This is a genomic window from Bdellovibrio sp. HCB274 (assembly GCF_047306075.1).
Taxonomy (GTDB): domain Bacteria; phylum Bdellovibrionota; class Bdellovibrionia; order Bdellovibrionales; family Bdellovibrionaceae; genus Bdellovibrio.
This window is the reverse complement of the sequence record NZ_CP178623.1, coordinates 565,145-587,104: the sequence shown is the minus strand read 5'-3', so window position 1 is coordinate 587,104 and position 21,960 is coordinate 565,145. Positions and strand designations below refer to the sequence as shown.

General features: G+C 46.1%; 22 protein-coding genes. 12 read left to right on the top strand and 10 right to left on the bottom strand.

The features are described 5' to 3' along the window. Nucleotides 1–17 precede the first annotated feature (17 nt). Entirely contained in the window at nucleotides 18–569 is a 552-nt protein-coding gene (locus ACLWNV_RS02935; protein WP_413586419.1) for a TMEM165/GDT1 family protein, read from the bottom strand. Nucleotides 570–987: 418 nt separating this feature from the next. Here ACLWNV_RS02935 and ACLWNV_RS02930 point away from each other — a divergent pair, with 418 nt between their 5' ends. Both ACLWNV_RS02930 and ACLWNV_RS02925 read left to right on the top strand, forming a co-directional pair. Next, nucleotides 988–1,452: a DUF3015 family protein gene (locus ACLWNV_RS02930; RefSeq protein WP_413586418.1), complete on the top strand. Its 465-nt coding sequence runs from the start codon at nucleotides 988–990 to the stop codon at nucleotides 1,450–1,452. 65 nt (nucleotides 1,453–1,517) lie between these two features. Further along, nucleotides 1,518–3,413 carry a DUF4105 domain-containing protein gene (locus ACLWNV_RS02925; RefSeq protein ID WP_413586417.1) on the top strand — a complete coding sequence of 632 codons (1,896 nt, stop codon included), beginning with the start codon at nucleotides 1,518–1,520 and terminating at the stop codon, nucleotides 3,411–3,413. Here ACLWNV_RS02925 and ACLWNV_RS02920 read toward each other — a convergent pair. Beyond that, the gene (locus tag ACLWNV_RS02920; RefSeq protein ID WP_413586416.1) at nucleotides 3,397–3,531 is read right to left on the bottom strand and encodes a hypothetical protein; all 135 of its coding nucleotides are present in this window, start codon (nucleotides 3,529–3,531) and stop codon (nucleotides 3,397–3,399) included. The two genes, ACLWNV_RS02925 and ACLWNV_RS02920, sit on opposite strands and share 17 nt — an antisense overlap. Beyond that, nucleotides 3,531–4,256: a hypothetical protein gene (locus ACLWNV_RS02915; RefSeq protein ID WP_413586415.1), complete on the bottom strand. Its 726-nt coding sequence runs from the start codon at nucleotides 4,254–4,256 to the stop codon at nucleotides 3,531–3,533. The genes ACLWNV_RS02920 and ACLWNV_RS02915 overlap by 1 nt, the downstream gene beginning before the upstream one ends. Before the next feature lie 249 nt (nucleotides 4,257–4,505). Between ACLWNV_RS02915 and ACLWNV_RS02910 the strand changes: the two genes are divergently transcribed. From ACLWNV_RS02910 to murB, 4 genes are all read left to right on the top strand, one after another. Continuing rightward, on the top strand, nucleotides 4,506–5,300 hold the full coding sequence (locus ACLWNV_RS02910) for a thymidylate synthase (RefSeq protein WP_413586414.1): 795 nt from the start codon (nucleotides 4,506–4,508) through the stop codon (nucleotides 5,298–5,300). After that, on the top strand, nucleotides 5,297–5,812 hold the full coding sequence (locus ACLWNV_RS02905) for a dihydrofolate reductase (protein ID WP_413586413.1): 516 nt from the start codon (nucleotides 5,297–5,299) through the stop codon (nucleotides 5,810–5,812). Before ACLWNV_RS02910 ends, ACLWNV_RS02905 begins: the two co-directional genes overlap by 4 nt. Nucleotides 5,813–5,913: 101 nt before the next feature. Continuing rightward, nucleotides 5,914–6,216 (top strand): PilZ domain-containing protein, encoded by a 303-nt coding sequence (locus tag ACLWNV_RS02900; RefSeq protein ID WP_413586412.1) that lies wholly within the window; start codon nucleotides 5,914–5,916, stop codon nucleotides 6,214–6,216. Between the two features lie 14 nt (nucleotides 6,217–6,230). After that, nucleotides 6,231–7,244 carry a UDP-N-acetylmuramate dehydrogenase gene (murB, locus tag ACLWNV_RS02895; RefSeq protein WP_413586411.1) on the top strand — a complete coding sequence of 338 codons (1,014 nt, stop codon included), beginning with the start codon at nucleotides 6,231–6,233 and terminating at the stop codon, nucleotides 7,242–7,244. Nucleotides 7,245–7,257: 13 nt separating this feature from the next. On the opposite strand, the gene ACLWNV_RS02890 is transcribed toward murB, so the two are convergent. Beyond that, a complete protein-coding gene (locus ACLWNV_RS02890; RefSeq protein WP_413586410.1) occupies nucleotides 7,258–7,881 on the bottom strand; it encodes a fused DSP-PTPase phosphatase/NAD kinase-like protein in 624 nt (207 codons plus the stop codon). A 203-nt stretch (nucleotides 7,882–8,084) separates the two neighbouring features. Between ACLWNV_RS02890 and ACLWNV_RS02885 the strand changes: the two genes are divergently transcribed. From ACLWNV_RS02885 to ACLWNV_RS02875, 3 genes are all read left to right on the top strand, one after another. Further along, nucleotides 8,085–8,858: a transglutaminase-like domain-containing protein gene (locus ACLWNV_RS02885; RefSeq protein WP_413586409.1), complete on the top strand. Its 774-nt coding sequence runs from the start codon at nucleotides 8,085–8,087 to the stop codon at nucleotides 8,856–8,858. Between the two features lie 121 nt (nucleotides 8,859–8,979). Then, nucleotides 8,980–9,462 (top strand): hypothetical protein, encoded by a 483-nt coding sequence (locus tag ACLWNV_RS02880; RefSeq protein ID WP_413586408.1) that lies wholly within the window; start codon nucleotides 8,980–8,982, stop codon nucleotides 9,460–9,462. Nucleotides 9,463–9,654: 192 nt separating this feature from the next. Further along, complete coding sequence (locus ACLWNV_RS02875; RefSeq protein WP_413586407.1) at nucleotides 9,655–10,299, top strand: TetR/AcrR family transcriptional regulator; 645 nt, start codon at nucleotides 9,655–9,657, stop codon at nucleotides 10,297–10,299. A gap of 62 nt (nucleotides 10,300–10,361) precedes the next feature. Here ACLWNV_RS02875 and ACLWNV_RS02870 read toward each other — a convergent pair whose 3' ends face one another. Beyond that, nucleotides 10,362–11,534 carry a lytic transglycosylase domain-containing protein gene (locus ACLWNV_RS02870; RefSeq protein ID WP_413586406.1) on the bottom strand — a complete coding sequence of 391 codons (1,173 nt, stop codon included), beginning with the start codon at nucleotides 11,532–11,534 and terminating at the stop codon, nucleotides 10,362–10,364. 31 nt (nucleotides 11,535–11,565) lie between these two features. Continuing rightward, nucleotides 11,566–12,990: a D-alanyl-D-alanine carboxypeptidase/D-alanyl-D-alanine-endopeptidase gene (gene dacB, locus ACLWNV_RS02865; RefSeq protein WP_413586405.1), complete on the bottom strand. Its 1,425-nt coding sequence runs from the start codon at nucleotides 12,988–12,990 to the stop codon at nucleotides 11,566–11,568. A gap of 94 nt (nucleotides 12,991–13,084) precedes the next feature. Between dacB and ACLWNV_RS02860 the strand changes: the two genes are divergently transcribed. After that, nucleotides 13,085–14,011: a signal peptidase II gene (locus tag ACLWNV_RS02860; RefSeq protein WP_413586404.1), complete on the top strand. Its 927-nt coding sequence runs from the start codon at nucleotides 13,085–13,087 to the stop codon at nucleotides 14,009–14,011. Nucleotides 14,012–14,098: 87 nt separating this feature from the next. On the opposite strand, the gene lon is transcribed toward ACLWNV_RS02860, so the two are convergent. Continuing rightward, nucleotides 14,099–16,474, bottom strand: coding sequence for an endopeptidase La (lon, locus tag ACLWNV_RS02855; protein WP_413586403.1), 2,376 nt, complete (start codon nucleotides 16,472–16,474; stop codon nucleotides 14,099–14,101). Between the two features lie 79 nt (nucleotides 16,475–16,553). After that, entirely contained in the window at nucleotides 16,554–17,381 is an 828-nt protein-coding gene (locus ACLWNV_RS02850) for an exonuclease domain-containing protein (RefSeq protein ID WP_413586402.1), read from the bottom strand. A 95-nt stretch (nucleotides 17,382–17,476) separates the two neighbouring features. On the opposite strand from ACLWNV_RS02850, the gene ACLWNV_RS02845 reads away from it, so the two are divergent. Next, nucleotides 17,477–18,160 (top strand): TorF family putative porin, encoded by a 684-nt coding sequence (locus tag ACLWNV_RS02845; RefSeq protein ID WP_413586401.1) that lies wholly within the window; start codon nucleotides 17,477–17,479, stop codon nucleotides 18,158–18,160. On the opposite strand, the gene ACLWNV_RS02840 is transcribed toward ACLWNV_RS02845, so the two are convergent. After that, nucleotides 18,132–19,091, bottom strand: a complete 960-nt coding sequence (locus ACLWNV_RS02840) for a flagellar motor protein MotB (protein ID WP_413586400.1) — start codon at nucleotides 19,089–19,091, stop codon at nucleotides 18,132–18,134. The two genes, ACLWNV_RS02845 and ACLWNV_RS02840, sit on opposite strands and share 29 nt — an antisense overlap. A gap of 53 nt (nucleotides 19,092–19,144) precedes the next feature. Continuing rightward, nucleotides 19,145–20,011 carry a flagellar motor stator protein MotA gene (gene motA, locus ACLWNV_RS02835; protein WP_413577131.1) on the bottom strand — a complete coding sequence of 289 codons (867 nt, stop codon included), beginning with the start codon at nucleotides 20,009–20,011 and terminating at the stop codon, nucleotides 19,145–19,147. 103 nt (nucleotides 20,012–20,114) lie between these two features. Between motA and ACLWNV_RS02830 the strand changes: the two genes are divergently transcribed. Then, on the top strand, nucleotides 20,115–21,923 hold the full coding sequence (locus tag ACLWNV_RS02830; RefSeq protein ID WP_413586399.1) for a protein-disulfide reductase DsbD family protein: 1,809 nt from the start codon (nucleotides 20,115–20,117) through the stop codon (nucleotides 21,921–21,923). The last annotated feature ends 37 nt before the right edge of the window (nucleotides 21,924–21,960 follow it).

Sequence of the window (21,960 nt, the reverse complement as noted above, 5' to 3'; positions counted from 1 at the left end):
GATTTATATCTGAAGCCTTACTGCAAAAGAATACCGATCCCGAAGGCCACATAAATTAACGAGGAAACGATGTGCACCCACTTCATGGATATCTTGCGCAGTAGCTTCTCACCAAAGAATACCGCCAAACCATCAGAGAACAACATTCCCAGCGTGGTTCCGAAGGTCACAAGCCAGATGTTTTGATATTTTGCTGCAAGCGCCACAGTGGATAGCTGAGTTTTATCTCCGACCTCAGCAAGGAAGAAAAGAATCAACGTGGTCAGGAAGGGATTGGATAGCATTTTGGTCTCGTCGCTATCATCCTTGTCTGGAATTAAAATCCAAACTGCGAATACGAAGAACGTCAAAGCCAGAACCCATTTTAAAATCATCGGGGAAACAAATTGCGCAACGGCCTCGCCGGCCCAGGCGGCAAAGAGGTGATTGAAAATCGTCGCCACGAAAATTCCGGCCATGATGGTCCAGAGTTTTTTAAAGCGCAACGCCAGGACCAAGGCCAGCAATTGAGTTTTATCGCCCATCTCGGTGGCTGCGACTAACAAGAATGAATTTATGATTGCTTCCAAATGAAGCCCCTTCCGTTTTGAAACCGGTGGGCTCGTGAAATAAAAAACGAGACCACACGGTGTTGCTGCTCCGATAAATTTCGGAATGCAGTAGCACTCGTGTCAGTCTCGTTAACTGGTGCCGGGATAGGCACCTGCGCTTAAACCGGAGTCTGCCTTAATTCAGGATCAGAACTCAGTATGTCGGCATTAAGCTTTTGTCTTGGTTCCCGCCAAAACAAACAAACTACTCCCTAACAGATGAATAGCTTCTAACGTGGTCTCAATTAGTTGTCAATACCGGACTCAACGCTTCCATTACAGACCTAAACCACTTCCTTTTTTTAATTGCCTCAACACACTCTTGCCTTCAGAATTTACTCTGTTCAAAAGCACCTCAAACAGATTGAGGTGTCGTCACATCACGGAGGAATACACCATGAAAAAAATGATTCTTGCAGCACTAGTTTTGGCAGCATCTTCTTCAGCATTCGCATTCTCTAAAAGCGATCTTTCTAATGGAGCTTACGGAACTGCGGGTTGCGGTTTGGGTTCTTTGGCATTCGGTAACAAATCCGGTCCAATCCAAATCTTCGCAGCTACTTTGAACGGTACTGCGGGTTCTCAAACTTTCGGTATGTCTACTGGTACTTCTAACTGCGGTCCTTCTGTATTCGCAGCTAACGAAACAAAAGCTTTCATCGACAACAACGCTGTTGCTCTTGAAAACGACATCGTTCGTGGCCAAGGTGAGACTTTGACAACTCTTTCTAAAATGATGAGCTGTGATTCTCAAGTTTTGGGCACAACTTTGAAAAACAACTACAAATCAATCTACACTGGCGAACAAAACACTGAGCGCGTTATGGAAACTGCGCAAAAAGTTTGCTCTGTTAAAGGTTAATTTTTTGCTAAGCTACAAAGCTTAAGGTAAATATGAGAGGGGCCGAGAGGTCCCTCTTTTATTTTATGAAATTATTCGTTTTATTGTCCGGTCTTTTTTTCTATCTTCCTTCGCAAGCAACACCGAGCTTGCCGGATTCTGTTGTCCAGGAAGCACTAAAGCTAAATCTGGATCAGGACCAACAGTGGTTAAATCTCTTAAATTATCGCCGCGATGATTGGTTTAGCAAACAAAGCCAGGCCGATTCACCACTCTTCTTTTTCTCGAAAGTCGGAAAGCAAAGTCCGCGAGCAGAACTTGAAGCCACTATTCACGCAATCTTTGATTCGAAAGTAACGCGCAAATCGCCGGAAGGAAATCTACACGAACGCGCGCAGTGTTTGTTTCCGGGAAGATTCCTGTATTTGAAACGCAAACTTCCCGACGTCACCTGGCCCGAGGTCTCCTGCCAACGTTTTGAAAACTTTCGCGGCATTCTTGATGCCCACTCCGCCACTTATGTTTTTTCGTCCTATTACATGAATAATCCAGCCTCGGCCTATGGACATTCCTTCTTACGGCTCAACCGCGGCAGTTCTTCTTCGAATGAAAAGAAATACGAGCTAATTGATTTCGGTGTGGGATTTTCCGGCGTCCCTGAAGGTGCAACTCCAGCTTCCTATGCCATCATGGGTTTGATGGGAATGTTTACCGGGCGTTTTGAAATCCAGCCGTACTATTTCAAAGTTCGCGAATACAACAATTTCGAAAGTCGTGACCTGTGGGAGTACGACCTGGCTCTTACTCAGGATGAAGTGGATCTTTTGGTCGCTCATGTCTATGAATTGCAACAGGCCAATTTCGATTATTGGTATTTCACTGAAAATTGCTCTTACAGAATTATTGCCGCCTTGGACGCGGTTCGTCCCTCACTAAACCTGATTGCCCGAACAAAACGTGCCGTTCTTCCCGGCGACACCATGGTGCTGGTTTACGATACACCAGGACTGGTGCAGAAAATCAACTACCGCCCATCGGGACGTGCGACTTTTCAAACTCGTCTGGACAAGTTGAGCGACTCTGCCAAGGCCAAGTTCGCAAACTTTATTCAAACCGAAAAAATCGAAACGCTTCTTGAAGGTTCAAACGAGCAGGAACGTCAGGAACTTTTAGACACAGCCATTGATTATGTCGATTTCCGCTATGCCAACGAAGTGCTGCAACAAAAAGGACAGTTCAAACTTAAAAAAGAAGTCCTGATTGCGCGCGCGGAAGTAAATCGTGTTTCTCCTGATCTGGTAATTCCCGTGCCTGATCACGATGCTCCCCATCAGGCGCATGGTTCCGCCCGCGCCAAAGCAGGTTACCTTCACCGCAATTCTCAGGATCTTACGACGATCGGTCACCGCTTTGCCCTGCATGATTTGCTGGATCCTATTCGTGGCTACCCGGCTTATTCTGAAATGCAGATGGTGCAAACAGATTTTAGCTACAATCCTGAGGCAGGACGCCTGCAGTTTGAAAAGATCGGACTTGTGGAAATCGTCTCTTTGTCTAACTGGGATATGTTCAGTCACGCTCCGTCCTGGAGATTAAAATTCGGCTGGGATCGCGACTATCAAACAGAATGCGCCTATGATTGCATGCCGCTGTCGTTTCAGGCCGGCATCGGTTTATCCAAAGAGTTTGCGCAAAGCTTCATTGCCAGCGCCTGGTTGCGCGCAGGCTTTGCCTATGACGAGCATTTCGTAAACGATAAATTCCGTATGGGCGTGGGTCCCGCGGTTCTGTTGCGATATAATTTAAAAGATAGTTTCAGCCTGCTGGCAGAAGCCTGGTATCGCTATGACAATCACGGTAGTCTTGATGAATACCGTGATCTGTTTGCGGGTGCGCAGATGAACTTAAGCAAAGATATCGGACTTCGCCTGGGGGCCAAGAACGATGAAGAATATAAAGCAGAGATTAATTTTTATTACTAACCGCAACTGTCGTCGTGCTTTTCAAAGAAGAAGTCACCTTCGCGTGATAATAACCCAACGCCATGCAAGTGATTACGTAAGCAGATAACAGGATGATTTTACCTTTAGTTGTTTGCATTATTGAGCCTCCGCAGATGCTACAGTTTGATTAAGATTCATAGTTAACTTGCCTGGAGTTCCTTTGGAGATACCCACAAGACTTGCCATTGCACTGGCTTTGATTTGAGAACTAGATTTTGATTTGCGAATCAAGTTCATCGTCTTATACAACTGGTTAGGATTCATAGCAGCCAATTGATCCAGAGCAACCAAGGCACGCATTTTCACCGTGTCCTCTTCAGTTTGTTGCAGGGATTTTCCACGGACATGCGTCGTGTGTTTGGAAGGCGTTTTTACCACTTCAAATAAAGCATTGTGGGCAGGCATACCCGCAAGACTTAAAAGGTAAACTGCGACGTCTCTTTCGCGAATCGCGGATTCAGAATTAAGGGCTTTTCCAGCCAATGCCATCAAATCAGCATAAGCAAGGTTTGCCACCTGGGAGCGAACTTGTTTTTCAAATACGGCCCAGTCATTTCTGCGCTCGGAAAGTCTTTGCACAACCTGATCAATAAGAATTTGCGGCATATCGAAACCAGCTGAAGCCTTTGCAGGTACTTTAGGCATCGCCGATTTCAAAGATTCAGAAAATGGAACTTTGCTTTTTTGCGCAATCAGAATAGCACCCGGAAGTGGTTCAGTTGGAACCAGTGCTGGAGCCTTGGTTTTTTCGGCAACATAAATCAATCCGCCCAGTAAGGCGAAAACGATCAAAAATACTATAGGTCCATGATAACGTGACATATTCGGCTCCTTCCCAAGCCAAAACCCTACAACTCCCATGCCCCGCCGTACTCGAACGTAGGGACCCTATGGACTTGCCCCCGTGTACAAATTTTAAACAATGGCGCTTATGGTCCCCTTGCAGCCCTTTATTATTGAAATTCACCCGCGAAATTCCACTGGCGCATCGCGCTCGCAATAGACCGGAATTCAACCTGCAACTACACTGACGAAAGGGTATTTCGTACCTTTTCGTGAATGGAGACTCGGATGAAGCAGTATCATGATCTGATGAAATTTGTTTTGGAGAATGGAACTAAGAAAGAAGACCGTACTGGTACTGGAACGATTTCTACGTTTGGTTATCAGATGCGCTTCAACCTGCAGGAAGGTTTTCCACTTCTGACAACCAAGAAGCTGCACACACGCTCGATCTTTCATGAGTTGTTATGGTTTCTAAAAGGCGAAACGAACATTCAATACCTTAAAGACAACAAGGTTACGATCTGGGACGAGTGGGCTGACGAGAACGGCAATCTGGGCCCAGTATACGGAAAGCAATGGCGCTCGTGGGAAGCTGCTGACGGTCGCACAATTGACCAGATCAGCAACGTCGTTGAGCAAATCAAAAAGAATCCCGACTCGCGCCGCCTGCTGGTGATTGCATTTAACCCCGGTGACGTTGATAAGATGGCCTTGCCCCCATGCCACGCGTTCTTTCAATTTTACGTAGCGAACGGTAAACTTTCCTGCCAGCTTTATCAGCGCAGCGCTGACATCTTCCTGGGAGTTCCATTCAACATCGCAAGCTATGCGCTGCTAGTGCATATGATCGCGCAAGTCTGCAATCTTGAGGTCGGTGACTTCGTTCATACTTTGGGTGATGCGCATATTTATTCAAATCATATCGAACAAGTTCAAACACAGCTTTCACGTGATGAGCGCCCTTTACCGCAATTGAAACTGAATCCGAATGTTAAAAATCTATTCGACTTCACTTATGAAGATATTGAAATCGTCGGCTATGATCCGCACCCCGCGATCAAAGCTCCGGTGGCAGTATGATTTTAACTCAGATCGCGGCGTGCTCTGAAAATCACATCATCGGAACCCAAGGTGGACTGCCGTGGGAGCTTCCCGAAGATATGAAATTTTTCAGAGATACCACCAAGGGTCACATCATGATCATGGGTCGTAAGACCTTTGATTCCTTTAACGGGAAAGCTCTGCCCAACCGATATCACATTGTGGTGACCCGCGATCCATCCAAGTTCAAATTTGAATCCACCGAAAAAAGCCCGGTGGTCTTTGTTTCCAGTCTGGAAGAGGCTGTGGAGCATGCCCGCCCGCTGACTTCCCAATGGGGCGAAGAGGTTTTCATCATTGGTGGCGGCGAGATTTACAAACAGGCTTTTGATAAGAACCTGACTGACAAGATCTATCTAACCCTGATCCACCGCGAGTTTCCGGGCGATACACATTATCCGCAAATTGACGAAAATGTTTTCAAACTCTCTGAACGTCGAGACGTTTCATTGCCTATTCCCTTTTCGTTTCTTACGTACTTGAAAAAGTAGGGACCAGAATTTGATCTCAAAATGAGAATGCAACCTTTTTCCCTTCGGGTTTTTAGTCAAAGGCCCGAAAATAAGAGTGTGCACTCTAGTTGAGGTGAAGAATGAGCGCTAAACGCTTTAAGACAAGAGAAAACGCAAAGCTCGAGGTTTACGGCCACATCGGTAATTCCGATGCTAAAATGCGTAATCTGTCTGCGACTGGTGCTTATCTCGAAGTGAACCACGGGAACTATGTCCCGAAAAAAGGGGATCTTTTAAACCTCACTGTTGAACTAAACTCCCTAAAGCGCGTCTACAATGTGGCCGCGGAAGTCATCTGGAGTAATGGATTGGGACTTGGCATATGTTTCATCCACAAAGACGATATCCTAGAAAGAATGATGGCCAAGGCCGGCGTTTTTTAATATAGTTTCCCCTAATGCAACTTCAGGCACATTTCGATCTTAGCAAGCTCAACACCCTGGGTTTAAAATCCTCGGCTGAACTCTATACAGAGTTGCATTCTATTACTGACGTTCACGCTCTTCTTAATGATCACGCTTTAAAAAAAATCACCTGGCGCATCCTGGGCGGCGGTTCAAATCTGGTTCTTCCAGCCACTGTGGGTGGTCTTACCATTCGCCTGGCCAACAAAGGTCGCACGCTGATTCACGAGGACGCAGATGCGTGGTACGTGAAAGCTCAAGCCGGTGAGGTTTGGAATGAGTTTGTGCATTGGACCCTGGACAATGGCTATTGGGGCTTAGAGAATCTGTCATTAATTCCAGGAACTGTCGGTGCGGCTCCGATTCAAAATATTGGAGCCTACGGTTCTGAAGTCAAAGACACGTTATTCGAAGTAACCTGTGTAGATTTGGAAAACGGAGAACTTAAAGCGTTCAGCAATTCTGAGTGCCGCTTTTCTTACCGTGACAGTTATTTCAAACAGGAAGGCGCAGGTAAGTACATTATCTGGGAAGTGACTTTCCGCCTGCCAAAGCAAAACAAGCTGCGACTTGAATACGGCGACATTCGCAAGGAATTGGAGCGCCAGGGATTGGAAGCAAATCCCCGCAACATCTCCAAAGTCGTCTGCGAAATCCGCTCAAGCAAACTTCCAAATCCCGAAGAGATCGGAAATGCAGGAAGCTTCTTTAAAAATCCTATTGTACCTGCAGCACTTCGCGATCAGCTTTTGCTGAAACACCCGACTCTGGTAAGTTTTCCCTATGCCGATGGTATGGTGAAGCTTGCTGCGGGATGGTTGATTGATCAAGCTGGCTGGAAGGGCAAAAAGATTGGCCCCGTGGGCATGTTTGAAAAGCAGGCTTTGGTTTTGGTCAATCACGGTGGCGCTGATGCGAATGATGTATGGACCACAGCGACTCAGGTGTGCGCCGATGTGAAGGCGCAATTTGGTGTGGAATTAGAACCTGAGCCGATTCGTTGGTAACGAGTGGGCGAGATTACTCGCCGTCTTCCCCGTCCCATTCTTTGCAGTAAGAATTCTTTTTGTTGTAGTACTTGTAGTTGCCGTTGCAAGGGTGATAGTTCGCCATCATCCATTCATCTCCCTGCCAGACTTTTTCAATAAAGTATCTTTTTGCAGGTTTAATTTTAGCGATATGACGGTACTTGAAAGTCAGCTGTTTCAAAGCTTCCTCTTTGCTTTTCCCTGCATAAATCATTTGATAAATCGCAGCCGCTTCACCAGAACGATCCGCTCCACCCTGACAGTGAATCAGAATCGGGCGAGGCACGATATCAAACAAGCTGATCAAACGAACCAGATTCTTACGGTGAGGAATTTCCTCTGCCGTCATCGGGATATCGTAGTGAAGCACGTTCATGGATTTTGCGACGTAAGTTTCCTGCTGCCACCAGAAAGACAAAGGCTCTGCTCCACGCAAATTGATGATCGTTTGAATGCCGTGTTTTTTGATATAGCGTTTAAGCTCGATCGCATCCAACTGAGCAGAACGATAGAGTTCGCCTTTCTCAACTTCGTGAAAGTTCGGACCCAAGATATCGCTGGCCATTGCCGGCGAGAAAACCATTAGTGAAAACAATAAGATAAATAGATTTTTCATAAGCCGCTTTGCTTACCAAAACCTGCACTGCGTTATCCAGATCTAAGCGAGTTCTGGTAAAAATGTCACCCCTCATGTGAGTCCGAAAACCACGTCTCAATTTGAGAATTCTGCTGGCATGCCCGATGCTTTAAAAATCCTCATCTGAGGTTTTTTAAAAGAACCCACGTTATGGAGTTTTTATGCGGGCCCAGAGGAAACATATGTCATCTCTTTGGACGGTTGCGTTCCTATTTTTGCTCCCCATTGGGGCGCAAGGAGTGCCTGGTGATCTTGAGGGCTATACGAAACAGAACGGTGGCTTTGTACAGCTCCCGCCTGGTTCCTATGTCCAAGGATCTGTAAGTTACGGCGGTATTCAACCTGATTACAAAATCAATGTGGATGATCCTGCACTGGATAACTTCTTAAAAGAAGTGGTGGCGCTCGCTAGAAATAATCCTGATATTCGCAAGGCCGAGTACTTCGCGCCCCCCTCCAAAGTCAGAGACTTAAAAATCGCTTTCGTGACAGATTTAATTCGACAGACTCTGGTTCATAGAAGTTATGACTCCGTACCCTATCTGAAAGTTCTTCGCGAGCATCGCGAATTATCCAAAGACATCAATCTTGGCTCTTACATCCAGTGTTCCGCTGGAGTTTGCCGGGAGAATGCTCTGCTAACTCATCAAGCTCTTCAGGCTCTGAAAATAGAGAGTTACTATGTCTACACCAAAGTTCAAGTGGGACAAAGAATCGAAGACCACGCGATGGTGGTTGTCAAAGATGCCAATCGCCTTTGGATCGTGGACCCTTATAATGCCACCTTTCACGGTCGCGATTTCAATGAAATGAGGGATGAGCGATCTTTAAGCCAGCTACCTCGTCTTGTTGCTCCCTATGCCAGAAAATCAACCTATGTGGGTCGCATCGTGGAAGTTTTAAACTATCCGACCTATTGGATTCCGCCTGCTTCCTGCTCGCATGTTTTCAATTGATAGTTAGGGTTTAATGCGGGAGCAATTTGTGTTGCCTGTCACGTTATTAGACAAGGGATTTCCCTTCATTTGGAATTTAAGTTAGTTTTAGCGGGTTTTAGTTTTGCATACAGGGAATTCCATGAACTCACGTTGGTTGAAAATCGTTTTTGCCGTTCTGACAATCACATCTATTTACTCTGCAGGGGCAACAGCCTCTACAGAGCGTTCGTCGAATCGCCAGGAACTGTGCGAGGTGCCTCGCAATTCCAAATTGGCGATGGATCAACGGGACAACTGGCGCATGAACTGCCTTAAAAGAAAAAAGTCGGAAATCACCGTCACTCAATGTCTGAACATGGCGAAAGCTATGGAATACTCCAACAATGCGGAAGATGCTCGCTTGGTTTGTCTTTATGATCTAAAAAAACTGACTTTGAAAGGTTGCGCGACTATCGCGAAACAAATGGAGTACGCAGACTCCGGTGACGAAACCAAATGGCACTGCCTGCGTGAATTTAGCTCTACCATCAGCAAAAAACAGTGCGACACTTTTGCCAAGTCGATGGCATATCCACCAAACACCGACCGCGCTTTGTACTTCTGCGAAAACGAACTGAAATAACTTAAGGGAGCCACTAGCTCCCTTTTTCATTGGTGCTTTGGATGACGTAATTTTTCATCCTGGACCTTTGTCGAGAACATTACAGCCACATTACAGCTTTGCAAAAAACCAGACTTGCCTCCCGCGTCCAGCAAGACCTATTCTGTCCTCACAGCAAGGACTCTCGTCCAAAGGAAAGGGAGAATCATTCAAATGATTCAGTCTACGGAAATGGCAAAAGAAAAAGCGAAGAAAACTAAGATCGTTGTTAAAGCGCCCACTCAAGAACGTTCCCGCCAAACAGTATCAACTATTCTGGATGCATGTTCTCGTCTGTTGGTTTCAGAAGGATTCTATTCAATCACTACGGACAAAATCGCTAAAGAAGCGGGAGTCAGTATCGGTTCCCTGTACCAATTCTTTGGTAACAAGGAATCCGTGGTTCAAGCCGTGGTAAAAAACCTGATGGAAGAAGACAAACGCATCATTGCAGAAAAAATGCGTGCGATTTTCCCTTTGCCGCCGGAACAACGAGTTCGTGCGATGTTGGAAATGGCTTTTGAAACTTACCGCAGACAATATGAATTGCGCGCAAAACTAACGACAATTCAATATTATGTGGCTGAAGCTTCTTATATCTCTGAATCCATCCACTTCTTCCAGGAAACTGTAAAATACAACTTGCCGCAAATCCCGGGCAAGGACATGGAAAAGATCTCTTATATTATCGTGAACGCCTTCATCGGAATGGCTAACACGATGGCGATCGATAATCCAAACTACATCAATGACTCCACGATACTTTCAGAAATGTCCAAACTGTTCCTGAAGTACCTTGATCTTCCAGTTTCAGAATAGAAAATAAAAAAACCCGGTTGTGAAACCGGGTTTTTACTTTTTAAGTCTGTTCAAATTTTCGACTATTTATCAGAAGCGATCGAACGGCCCTTGTGAGAAAGGGAAATCAGCGCGACATTGTATTTATCCTTAGGCACTGAAATCACTGTCTTGGATGGAATGCGAAAACCTTTTTTGATCACATTATAAGTCAGGTGAGGATTATAAACCTGTGCCTTTTCATGATCACCATCAAACCACTTCACCAGATCCTTGTACTTAATCGAAACTGGTAACTTCAAATCCTGGGAAGGCAAAGGCTTTGACCACAAAACAGTGTCGAAGTATTTTTGCGCGTTCTTTTCCACTTCCAATGCCGCCAGGAAGCATGCATAGAAATTCCGCGAAGCAAACCCAAAGCTACGGCGGGATTCCACGTTTTCAATCAAGTGCGCAAGGTCCCGGGATTTGTAGGACTTGGTCATCTTGGCAACACCTGTCGGACCGTGATTATAACCAGTCACCGCCAAGGGCCAGGATTGCAGCATATTGTAATTTGATTTTAGAAGTTTCGCAGCGGTTCTTGTCGCGTCCATCGGGTGATTACGTTTATCCACCGAGGAAGACACCATACGGAATGGACGAGCTGTATAAGGCATGATCTGCCAAACACCGCTGGCACCGACTTTCGAGCGCGCCATAATATTGAAAGAACTTTCAACGTAGACCATGCGAACCAGCTCAACCGGAAGCTTCTCCTCGCGGAAAATCTTTTCCATGTCCTCGACATAGCGACCGGAATAAAAAATCGCCTGTTGCATGCGATCTTTTTGTCCCAGTTGATAACGAAGGTTTTCACTTTGCTCTTTGTTCAGGCCCTGCTTTTGAATGATTTCTTTTTTAACTTCGTCGATTCTTTTCTGTTTTTCACGCTCGGTTTTTAAGCCTTTAAGATCAACAATCTTATAGACCTTTTCGACGTTGTCAGAGTCATGCAAAATACCCTGCTCGGACGTATACTTCGAGTACACATCAATCCAGAACTGAACCTGTTTTTCCATTCCTTTGGGAGTAGCGAAAGCTTTTGAATCATAGCCCAGGGATTTGCTTTGATTTTTATAAATCGGTGGACGCCACATGCGCGTCTCGGGCATTACTTTCGGTACCATGTTCGGAAATATGTCGCTCAGATCCTGCGCTTGCGCGGCAGGAGCGATAAGGGCTGCGACTAATATTGAGACGACAAAGTGCTTCACGAGATAGATCCCCTTACTGTTCTCTTCTTATTCAGTTTACCAAACTTTCGAGCAATTTATCAAAATATTGTCGAACTGTTGCTTCATCCGTCGAGCCATTATAAATGAAGGAGAACGTAATAACTCTGCCGTCTTCAAGACCTGCGTAACCTGCTAATGATACAACACTATTTAAGTATCCCGTTTTAGCACGTACCCAACGCTCTGCTTTAGTTCCCTTCATTCTTTTTTTGAGGGTTCCATCTATTCCCGCAATGGGAAGACTTTGTAGAAACTCAGGCTGCACGCGGAAATCATTGCGTAAATGCTGCAACACCTTCCACATCGCGAATGACGACATGCGATTTTCCCTAGTCAAACCCGATGGATTTTCGATGTGAATTTGATCTTTGGGAATTTGCAAAGATTGAATGTGTTCCTGCAAAGTCGCCATTCCATCAGACAACATCACACCTTTATCTTTTTTCAAAGTGCCCATGTTTTTCGTCAGCATCTCCGCCACGTAGTTATTTGAAAACTTATTCATGTCAGCGACGATCTGCTCGATAGCTTTGCTGTCCGTTTCTGCAGCCAGGGCCGCCGTTTTCGGAGTTTCGCCGGTTTTCACTGCACCCGTCACCGTCACTCCACGCTGTGAAAGGAAGGCTTTAAAGTTATAACCTGACCAAAGGTCTGGCTGCGTGATGTTCTTGAAAATCACCAGCTCCTTGTTGTTCTTACCGATGCTGCCACCTACGTGCAAAAGATCTCCGTCGAACTTTGGATCCTCTTTGCGATCAGCCAACAATTTATTTTCGCCACCATTCGTGGTTTTAGCTTTCATCACCAAACGGATATATTCATTTTCCGGATCAACGTAGACTCGGGCATCGTCGCCAGCTTTATTTCCCGGGCGCACGAAAATATTCACAGAGTTCCAATTGAAAGACATTGCGCCGACTGGAGCATCATAGGCGCGATCAACGCGGGCTTTTTGGCGGCTTTCATCGTAGCGCATTTTATCGAATAAACTGTCATCGACGATGATGTCACCTTCCACGCGCTTGATATCGTTGCGCAGGAATGCGTTTACCAAAAACCACATGTTTTCAGAGACAAAGGAAGGATCGCCGCCACCCTTCAGATACACATTGCCTTTTAAAATACCTTTATTGATCTCACCGGTTGTCCAGATAGTTGTCTTGAATTTATGTCCCGGAGGAAAAGTGGCCAGCACGGCAGAGGCTGTAACCACTTTAGAGATCGATGCCGGAATCATCATTTTGCTGCCATTGTTATCAAGCAACACTTTCAAGGTGTCGCCTTCACCTGTCGAGGCGTAGATACTTAAATCAGACAACTGGACCTTGTGTTTTTTGGCCAGATTCTGCATCTCGGATTCGGCGGTTTTTTGATCCAATGCCGCTTGTGCCGAAAAACTAATCATCAATGCTGCCGTAAGAAATAAATATCGCATCTGGAGTCCTCCAAAAAAATCTTCGCCTAGACAATAGTAGCGATCGAAAAATCAATCCGCAACAAATAGAGCCTCTCTTGTTAGACTGAGGTGCATGAAAAAGCGCGAATGGCTATTTGTTATACTTCCTCTTGTTGCGACCTGGTTGGTCGACCGCGTAACTAAATTGTGGGCCACAGAAATTACTTCGGTAATTTCTCACGGCCCGCTGCACTTTGTATTGCACCACAATCACGGCGCAATGCTAGGCCTGTTTTCAGATTTGCCATCAGTGCTGCGTATCGTCTCGCTTTCCACAGGCGGAGCCTTTCTGCTTTGTACGTACGCTTTGATTCAGTACCTGCTTCCGATCAAGTCACTGACTTTGCGTTGTGGTCTTTCAATTCTAATCGGCGGCATCTTAGGAAACGTTGCTGATCGAATTATCTGGGGATACGTCGTCGACTTTATCGTTATCGGTACACCATCTCTTTCCAGTCCTGCATTCAACGTCGCTGATGCGCTTCAGTGGGTGGGTTACGGGTTGATTGTTTTTGCGATCATTCGTGAAGGTGAACTGCTTTGGCCGGAAAATAACTCGCGCAAAAAATTCTGGGTGAATCTTTCGTTCCAGTTGAAATACTGCATCCTGATGATGGCGGTGGGTTTAAGTTTAACTTTGATCAGCCTGGTATTTTCTTACACCTATTTGCGCGTGACCATTCAGGAGCTGGTAGGAAATAACCAGTTCCTGTTGAATAAGTTCCTGGTCCCTTACGTGATCACTTTCACGATCATCTGTATCGCATTCTGCGCAATCACGTTTGCCGTAGGTAAAGTATTGTCCCATCGTATCGCCGGTCCGATCTATGCTTTTGAAAGATATATCTACGGAATCATGCGTGGCGAAGCGATTCCGCCGTTGAAAGTGCGTAAAGGTGACGAGTTCAAAGAACTTGAAGCCCTGGCTGAAGAGATCAATAAACGCGTTAACACAATTAAATCCGAGCGCACCGTTAACGTCGTCGAATACAAGGAATAAAGGTACGGACACACTTTTGGTAGCAGCTAGGCGTCACGAGTGACGCTTTGCTGCTACCAAAAGTGTGTCCGTACCTTTCAGCGCTGTTTAGTTTATGGCGCGGGGGAAGAGCTGGGTCGTGTTGTCGAAGTTCAGCTTGTAGGCTGGGAAATCGATTTCGAGTGCGATCTTCAGCAAATCGTTGACGTTATCGACGAAGTGGAACTTCACCTGATCTTTGATTTCCTGAGGCACTTCACGCAAATCTTTTTCGTTTCGCTTACACAGAATCACTTCCGTCACGCCGGCACGATGTGCTGCGATGACTTTCTCTTTGATTCCGCCTACTGGCAGCACACTTCCGCGTAATGATATTTCCCCAGTCATCGCAAGCTTTGGATTTACTGGTTTCTTCAAAAGCTTAGAGGCAATTGAAGTTAACATCGTTACACCGGCTGAAGGACCATCTTTAGGAATGGCACCCGCAGGTACGTGCACGTGGACTTCCTTCTTAGTGAAGTCGACCGTTGGGTCCATCAAAGGCAGGCGTGCTTTTAATAAACTCATCGCAATCTTGGCGGACTCCTGCATCACCTCACCCAGTTGCCCGGTTAACAACAGTTGCCCACTGCCTGGCATTTCTTCGGTTTCAATGAACAGGATGTCACCACCCACTGGGGTCCACGCAAGTCCCGTCACCACACCTGGAGGCAACGAAGTCTCAGTCAACTCTGACGTAAATCTTTCAGCACCAAAGATATCATCCAGATCGTTGATGTCCACGATCAGCTTTTGACCTTCGGCTTTTAAGATCTTTAAGCTCATGAATTTACAAATCGTCGCGATCTTACGCTGCAACTCACGCACGCCCGCTTCACGGGTGTAATCGGTGATCATTTTCGTCAGCGCACCTTCTGTGATTTCCAGCTGCGAGGCTTCAATACCGTGCTCGGTCAGCTGCTTCGGCCACAGATGGCGTTTCGCGATACTCTTTTTCTCGTCAATCGTGTAACCGGTCAGTTCAATCACTTCCATACGATCCAATAGCGGACCTGGAATGGTATCAAGCGTATTCGCGGTGGCGATAAACAGCACTTTCGAAAGATCAAAGGCTGTATCCAGGTAGTGATCCTGGAAAGTGTTATTCTGCTCAGGGTCCAAAGTCTCCAACAGGGCACTTGCAGGGTCGCCATTAAAGCTGCGCGATAGTTTATCGATTTCATCCAGTACAAAAACAGGATCGTTTTCTCCGGCTTTTTTAATTCCAGAAATAATTCTTCCGGGCATCGCACCGATATAAGTACGGCGATGACCGCGGATCTCTGCATCGTCACGAACCCCACCCAAAGCCACACGCACGTACTTTTTATTTAAAGCGCGCGCGATACTTTTACCCAGCGAAGTTTTACCCACGCCCGGAGGGCCGACGAACAACAGAATAGAACCCTGATGCGTCTTACGCAGTTTCATGACTGCAAGATGCTGCAGGATTCTTTTTTTAATTTTATCCATGCCGAAGTGATCTTCATTAAGAATCGTTTCGGCTTTTTCCAGATCAATTTCCTGATCCGCCGAAGATTTACTCCACGGCAGGTCCGTAATCAGATCCAAGTGAGTGCGAATGATTTGATATTCCGGCGAAGCCGAGTTCATGCTTTCCAGTCGTTTCAATTGGGAATTGGCCAATACCAAAGCTTCATCCGGCAATCCCGCAGAAAGAATTTTCTGACGGTATTGCTCAGTGATTTCATTGCTATCCTCGTCACCCAGTTGTTCACGGATCACACGCATCTGCTCGCGCAGGATGCTTTCCTTCTGACTTTGATTGATGTTTTCAGTCAGCTTCTGACGAATATCGAGCTGGATTTTCAAACGCTCTTTTTGTTCCTTCATCAAATCCAGAATCTTCAACGCGCGTTCCCGCACATCAGCTGATTCCAGGATTTTCTGTTTTTCAGCCAGAGTAAAGTCCGCGTGGGCCGCGCAAACATTCGTCAGTAAAGAAAGTTCTTCGATCTCAGCGATCCACTCCTTCACCCGGCGCATGTGCTTGCCCAACAGGTCAACTGTCTCATAAGCAATCTGTTTGAGGCTTTCAAGCAAGGCTTCCTCGGTCTTACGATCCGAAACAAGAATGTCTTCAATTCCTTCCGTCAAAGTCTCATAGATGCCATTTTCAAATCGCATGTTCAAAGCGCGAATGCGCTGGTGAGCATTGACGAAAATGGTATAGCTGCCATCGTCTTCCTTGCGATGGGATTCGATTTTACAAAGCGTACCGACCGTGTGCATATCCTCGGGCTTCTCCATCGAAGACTCGGGATTTTTTTGCGTCAATAATACGATCCACTTTTGATTGGCGAGGGCTTTTTGCAAAGCTTGAATACTGCGGTCTCTTCCGACTCGCAAAGGCATGCTGACACCGGGAAACAGAACGGCATTTCTTAGCGGAATAACAGGAAGGTAACCAGATACGAATGACATGGTTTCACCTTTCCCTCGCCGTGAATGGCAAGGTCATAGGTTAATCATGTATCCGATTTAATTATCGTCAAGGTGAGGGTTAATAAACAATTCCCACATCTTTGATGCGAGACAGATAATAACGCTTATTGGTGTTCTCTCTCTGACAAAGGGCCATAAGATAATCGCCATCAGGATTGCGGACGATTCCAATTGGACTTACACGACGAGTCTCCCCTTTAGCTGAGCCTCCGTCATATACGAGATCCAAATCTTTTTTGGTATGAATGGATTCAATCATGGTCTTAAGTGATGCATCGTTCACAGAGTGCATCGCATAGTCTTTCCACCACAATTGCTTGCCCTGACTTTTAATTGCTTTTGCCAGAGTGGCTTCCTCGCCCATTTTTTTAAAGCATTCCAAACCAACATATAAGCATGCCTTAGCATCATCGTAAGCACGATGTGCCTGACCGCCATCGATGTTCAGATGTTTGATTAAAGTTTGCAGCTTGTGATTTTCAACACCGTGAATCCACTTGCGCGAAAGAAGACTTGTGCAAAGTGCAGGTTCAGTTGGTAACGGCAGACCCGCTTTTTCAAAATCAATTGTCAAAAAACCTAAATCGAATGGCGCATGGTGAGCCATCACGATGGATCCTTTGAAGAAAGCGTGAATCTCCTGAATTTTTTCTGTCATGTTGGGAGCATCAGCCACCATCATATTGGTAATGCCGTGAATACCGATGATGAAATCCGTCATCAGCTCGCGAGGCTTCAACAAAAACTGCAGGCGGTCGATTTCCTGACCCTTGTGAAATTTAACGGCGCCAAACTCGACGATATCGTAGCCCACTGGATAGGCTCCGCTGGTTTCGGTATCAAATGCGATATACGTGTATTCGTCTAAAGGCAGATCTAAATTCATACCCTTACATACCTGCCGCTTGGCTTTTGGTCCAGCCCGGTGACGGCTTTTCTTTTATTTTGTACTTTCTTCGTTCACAATGAAATGCACTATCTATGCGAAGATACATCAGTTTTATCATAACACTTATCGGCCTTCACTCCTACAGCTTTGCTGCAGAGAACTCGTCTCCGACCTTTAAAATGGACGGAGAGGTTTCGTTGTTGTCTCAATACGTTGAAAACGGATTGAATCAAACCGACGGCTCCCCGGCTTTGCAAGGCTCCTTCTGGTTTAACTTTGGACCTCAGTTCCGCTTAGGGCTGTGGGGATCAAACACCAACTACGAAGACAGCAATGATAACTTCAATCTTCGCGCCAATGCGGATATTAAAATCAATTTCTCCCAGGAATCGAACGCGGTTATCGGCTATTCCTACAGCACCTACTATCAAGACGGTGATCGCAACGGAAACATCCTAAGCCTGCATCTGAACTTTGGAACCTACCGTGTGATGTTTGATAACTTCAGCAACTGGGAAGGCACGCATAAGAAGTCCATGCGCTTGGGACTGGGCAAAGCTACTCAGGTCTTCACCAGCTGGATCTGGGATAATGAAGCGGGGTACAACTCTCCGGATGTAGACTATATAAGCAGCTACTTTGATTTGCGCACCGGAATTGGAACTAACTGGGGAGTGATCTTTCTGGAAGGTGCCGTGACCGGCACCTCCGCAGCCAGCGACCTGAACGGCACTGGCGATATTTACTTTATTCTGTCAGCGAAGACGGGCTTTTAGCAGCGTCTTTTAATTCGTCATCCACTTGCTCGCGAAGAGGTTTCTTAGCCTGAGCCTCTTGCTTACGACGAGTGGAAACCTGGTGAACGAAATTATCATATACCGACATATCCACACGCTGCTCCCCAAACAGGGAATCAAGTTTGCGTTGCTTTTGACCGTCTGAAGTCAGCTCTTTTTGTGCGATCTTCACACGGATAAAGCCCACCAGTTTCTTAGGATCCACTTCACCGCGTTTTTCTTTCACACTGATTGCACCGGTCACTGCGACCGTACTGCTTTCAAGTGAAGCCGCAATTTTATTACGAACGATATCCAAACGCTGGGAAGCTACACGGTTTGCTGACATCGAAGTGCCATCAGGTACAGACTGGATAAACAATCCGGAAGTCAGCTTGATTTCTGCATCTTTCAAACCCGCTGTGACACCTTTGATCTTGTCCATGACCTGAACAAAGTTGGCATTCGGTTGCGAGCTGCCACGTTCAAACAACATATAATCAGGAATATCGAAATCAAAACCTTCAGGGGAAACCACTACGTTTTTGGCGACATCATTCATCTGGTCAGCCATATACGCAGCAACAACTTTTGCAGAACCCATATCCAATAGATTTGGAGTTTTGTCCATTGGCTCCATGAAACTTTGGAACGCCTTTAACGGCTCGTTCAAAAGATCCAGGAAAAGTTTTTCAAGAGTCAGTTCGACCCCGAAGTTTTGGAAATTGTATTCAATCACTGAAGGTGTGGAGAAATAATCTGAAACCGCTTTTTTGGTTTGATCAGATTGACCCACGATCCACATAACCAGGAAGAAGGCCATCAAGGCCGTCATAAAGTCAGCAAGGGCAACCTTCCAGGAGCCCCCGTGTCCACCGCCACCTTGGACGATGATCTTTTTGATGACGATTGTCTGTTTCTTCTCTGCCATGATTCTTCCTTAATCCAGAGGGAGCCTGTTTCCTGGCTCCCGTACTGTTAGCATTACGCAGCTTTCTTAATCTCTTTAGTAGCTTTGTCGATTTCAGCGAATGTCGGTCTTTCTTCCGGCATGATGGAACGACGAGCGTACTCCACACACACGATCGGAGGAGCACCACGTTGCAATGCAACCAGTGCCGCTTTAATACAACCCAGGTAACGACCTTCTGCTTCGATATCCGCAGCCATTTTTGTAGCTGTCGGCTCGATCAAACCGTATGCACAGAAAACCCCTAACATCGTACCCACGAGGGCATGGGCAACGTACTCACCGATCACCTCTGTGCCAGCCGTCAAGACACCCATGGTCTTAACGATACCAAGTACGGCGGCAACGATCCCCAGTCCCGGGAAACCACCGGCTACGGCGGCGACGGCATGTTGTGCTAGATGTTCTTCGGCGTGGATACCTTTGATATCCGCATCCAAAAGATCATCAACGTCGTACGGAGAAAGTTCAGCTGACAAAGTCACCTTCATCGTGTCGCAAAGAAAATCCACGGCATGATGGTTATGCATGAAGCTTGGGTATGCTTTAAAGATGTCAGACTTTTCCGGTTCCTCGATATGTTTCTCGATACCTTGAGGACCTTCTTTTCTGAAGACCTGGAAAAGTTGGAAAAGCATTTGTAACAACTCAACGTAATCCGATTTTTGAGGTCCCTTGGATGTCATCGCTTTGATGGAAAGTTTAATTCCCATCTTTACGATTTTCATTGGGTTGGCAATAACGTATGCACCGAAGGCGGCTCCCCCGATGATTACCATCTCAAGACCGGCAGCTTCGATGATGACTCCCATTTTACCGTGACCGGCAATATAGCCCCCGAAAACTGTCGCGAAAACTATCAATATACCTACAAAACCCATAGAATATGACCTCTCAGTATCCTCTATCGGGTTGATACGTGTTAGAATTGAGTCATGGGGAAATAATCTTGCCCATGGTCGGGAGAGGGACTAAGACAGTTATATGAAAGCAACACTACAGAACATCCTTATAATAGTTACTTTCCTGCTGGCTGGCCTATCGTCTTGGGCGCAAATTCCTTCCTCTGAAAAAGACCCGATGTTGGTCGAGACCAGTGTTCTTCCCTATGAATGGAGCCCAGGCCAGGGCGGTACTTTAAATTTCAAATTAAAACTTCCCCCGGGTTATCACGCTTATGAGGATCAATTCAAAGTTGTGATTTATGAACCAGATGGTTTTAAAGTTGCGCCTTTCAAGTTGGATCCGATCACCAAATGGTATGACAAGTTTTCCAAACGTGAAAGAACTGGCTTGGTGGGCGAAGGAACTCTTTCTGCTCACATCGAAGCGCCGACTCGTTTTTTAAAAAAATATGACAAGATGAAACTGGAACTGACTTATCAGGCGTGTACTGATCAGTTCTGTTTATTCCCTTTCACCAAGACTTTGGAAGTTCCTATCGTCACTCCAATGGTCGAAGGAGCCGCGCAATTACAAAGTCCATCTGAAACTCACACCGAAAGCAGCGGCAGTTTCTTTGACAGTGCAAATTTCTCGAAGTACCTCGGCTCCAGCATGGTGGCCGGTTTGATCTTTGTTTTCTTTGCCGGAATTTTCACAAGCTTTACTCCGTGCATTTTCCCGATGATCCCGATCACTCTTGCGGTTTTGGGAAATCACTCTGAACAGCGCTCCCGCTTGCACAACTTTCTGACGTCTTGTGTGTATGTTTTGGGTATCGCCACCACCTACTCGCTTTTGGGACTTGCCGCGGCCAGCAGTGGTAACGTGTTTGGAGCTTCCCTGGGAAATCCTTATGTGTTGGCAGTGGTCTGCGTGATTTTCCTGGCGATGGCCCTGTCGATGTATGGCCTTTATGATATTCAAGTCCCGGCATTTTTGCGCAATCGCTTAGGAGGCAAAAAGCACAAACAAAGCATCGTAGGAATTTATCTGACGGGATTGTTTGCCGGAATTGTTGCCAGTCCCTGCGTCGGTCCGGTGCTGGTTGCGATCTTAACTTATGTGGCGTCCACGAAGAACATGCTCTTTGGGTTCTTGTTCTTGTTCATGTATGCGCTGGGTTTGGGATTGATCTTTATCGCCCTGGGACTTTCAAATCAGCTTGTAAAATCTTTGCCTCGCTCAGGCCCATGGATGGTTTGGTTTAAATTCATTCTTGGTACGTTGATGCTTTCAGCTTTCTACTATTACCTTGAGCTTCTGCTTCCGGCTCGCTGGTTTGATGCTTCGTTGGGAATCGGACTTGTTATCCTTGCCAGTATCTATGGAGCTTTCCTGCCAACCAAAAGCGGTGGCACACCGATGAAGCACATGCAAAAAGGGATTATGCAGGCGGTGCTGATCGTGGGTATCGGATATATTGTGTTGTCAGTATTTGATCTGCGCCCATACATCCGCGGTCGCGTGATGGCAGATAACTCCATCAATAAAATTCAGACGATGGATTGGAAGCACTATTCAGATGAAGCATTGAACCAGGCGATAAAAGATGGCCGCCCGGTTATCATCGACTTTTGGGCCGAATGGTGTGCAGCCTGCCACGAACTTGCAGAGAACACTTTTACTGACCCTCGCGTTCGCGCATTGAGTGGAAATTTTGTGTTGCTGAAATTTGATGCAACCAAAGATTCTGCCCAACTTAAAGAACTAAAAAAGAAGTACAATATCCAAGGCCTTCCGACAGTTATCTTTTATAATTCCAAAGGCGTCTGGATTGACGGCCTCACGCTGACTCAATTTGAGAATGCCGAAAAATTCTTGCAAAGAATGGAAAAGGCCTCGAAGTAATTTTTTGAGGTCACTTCTTGAATAAAAACTTAAGGAA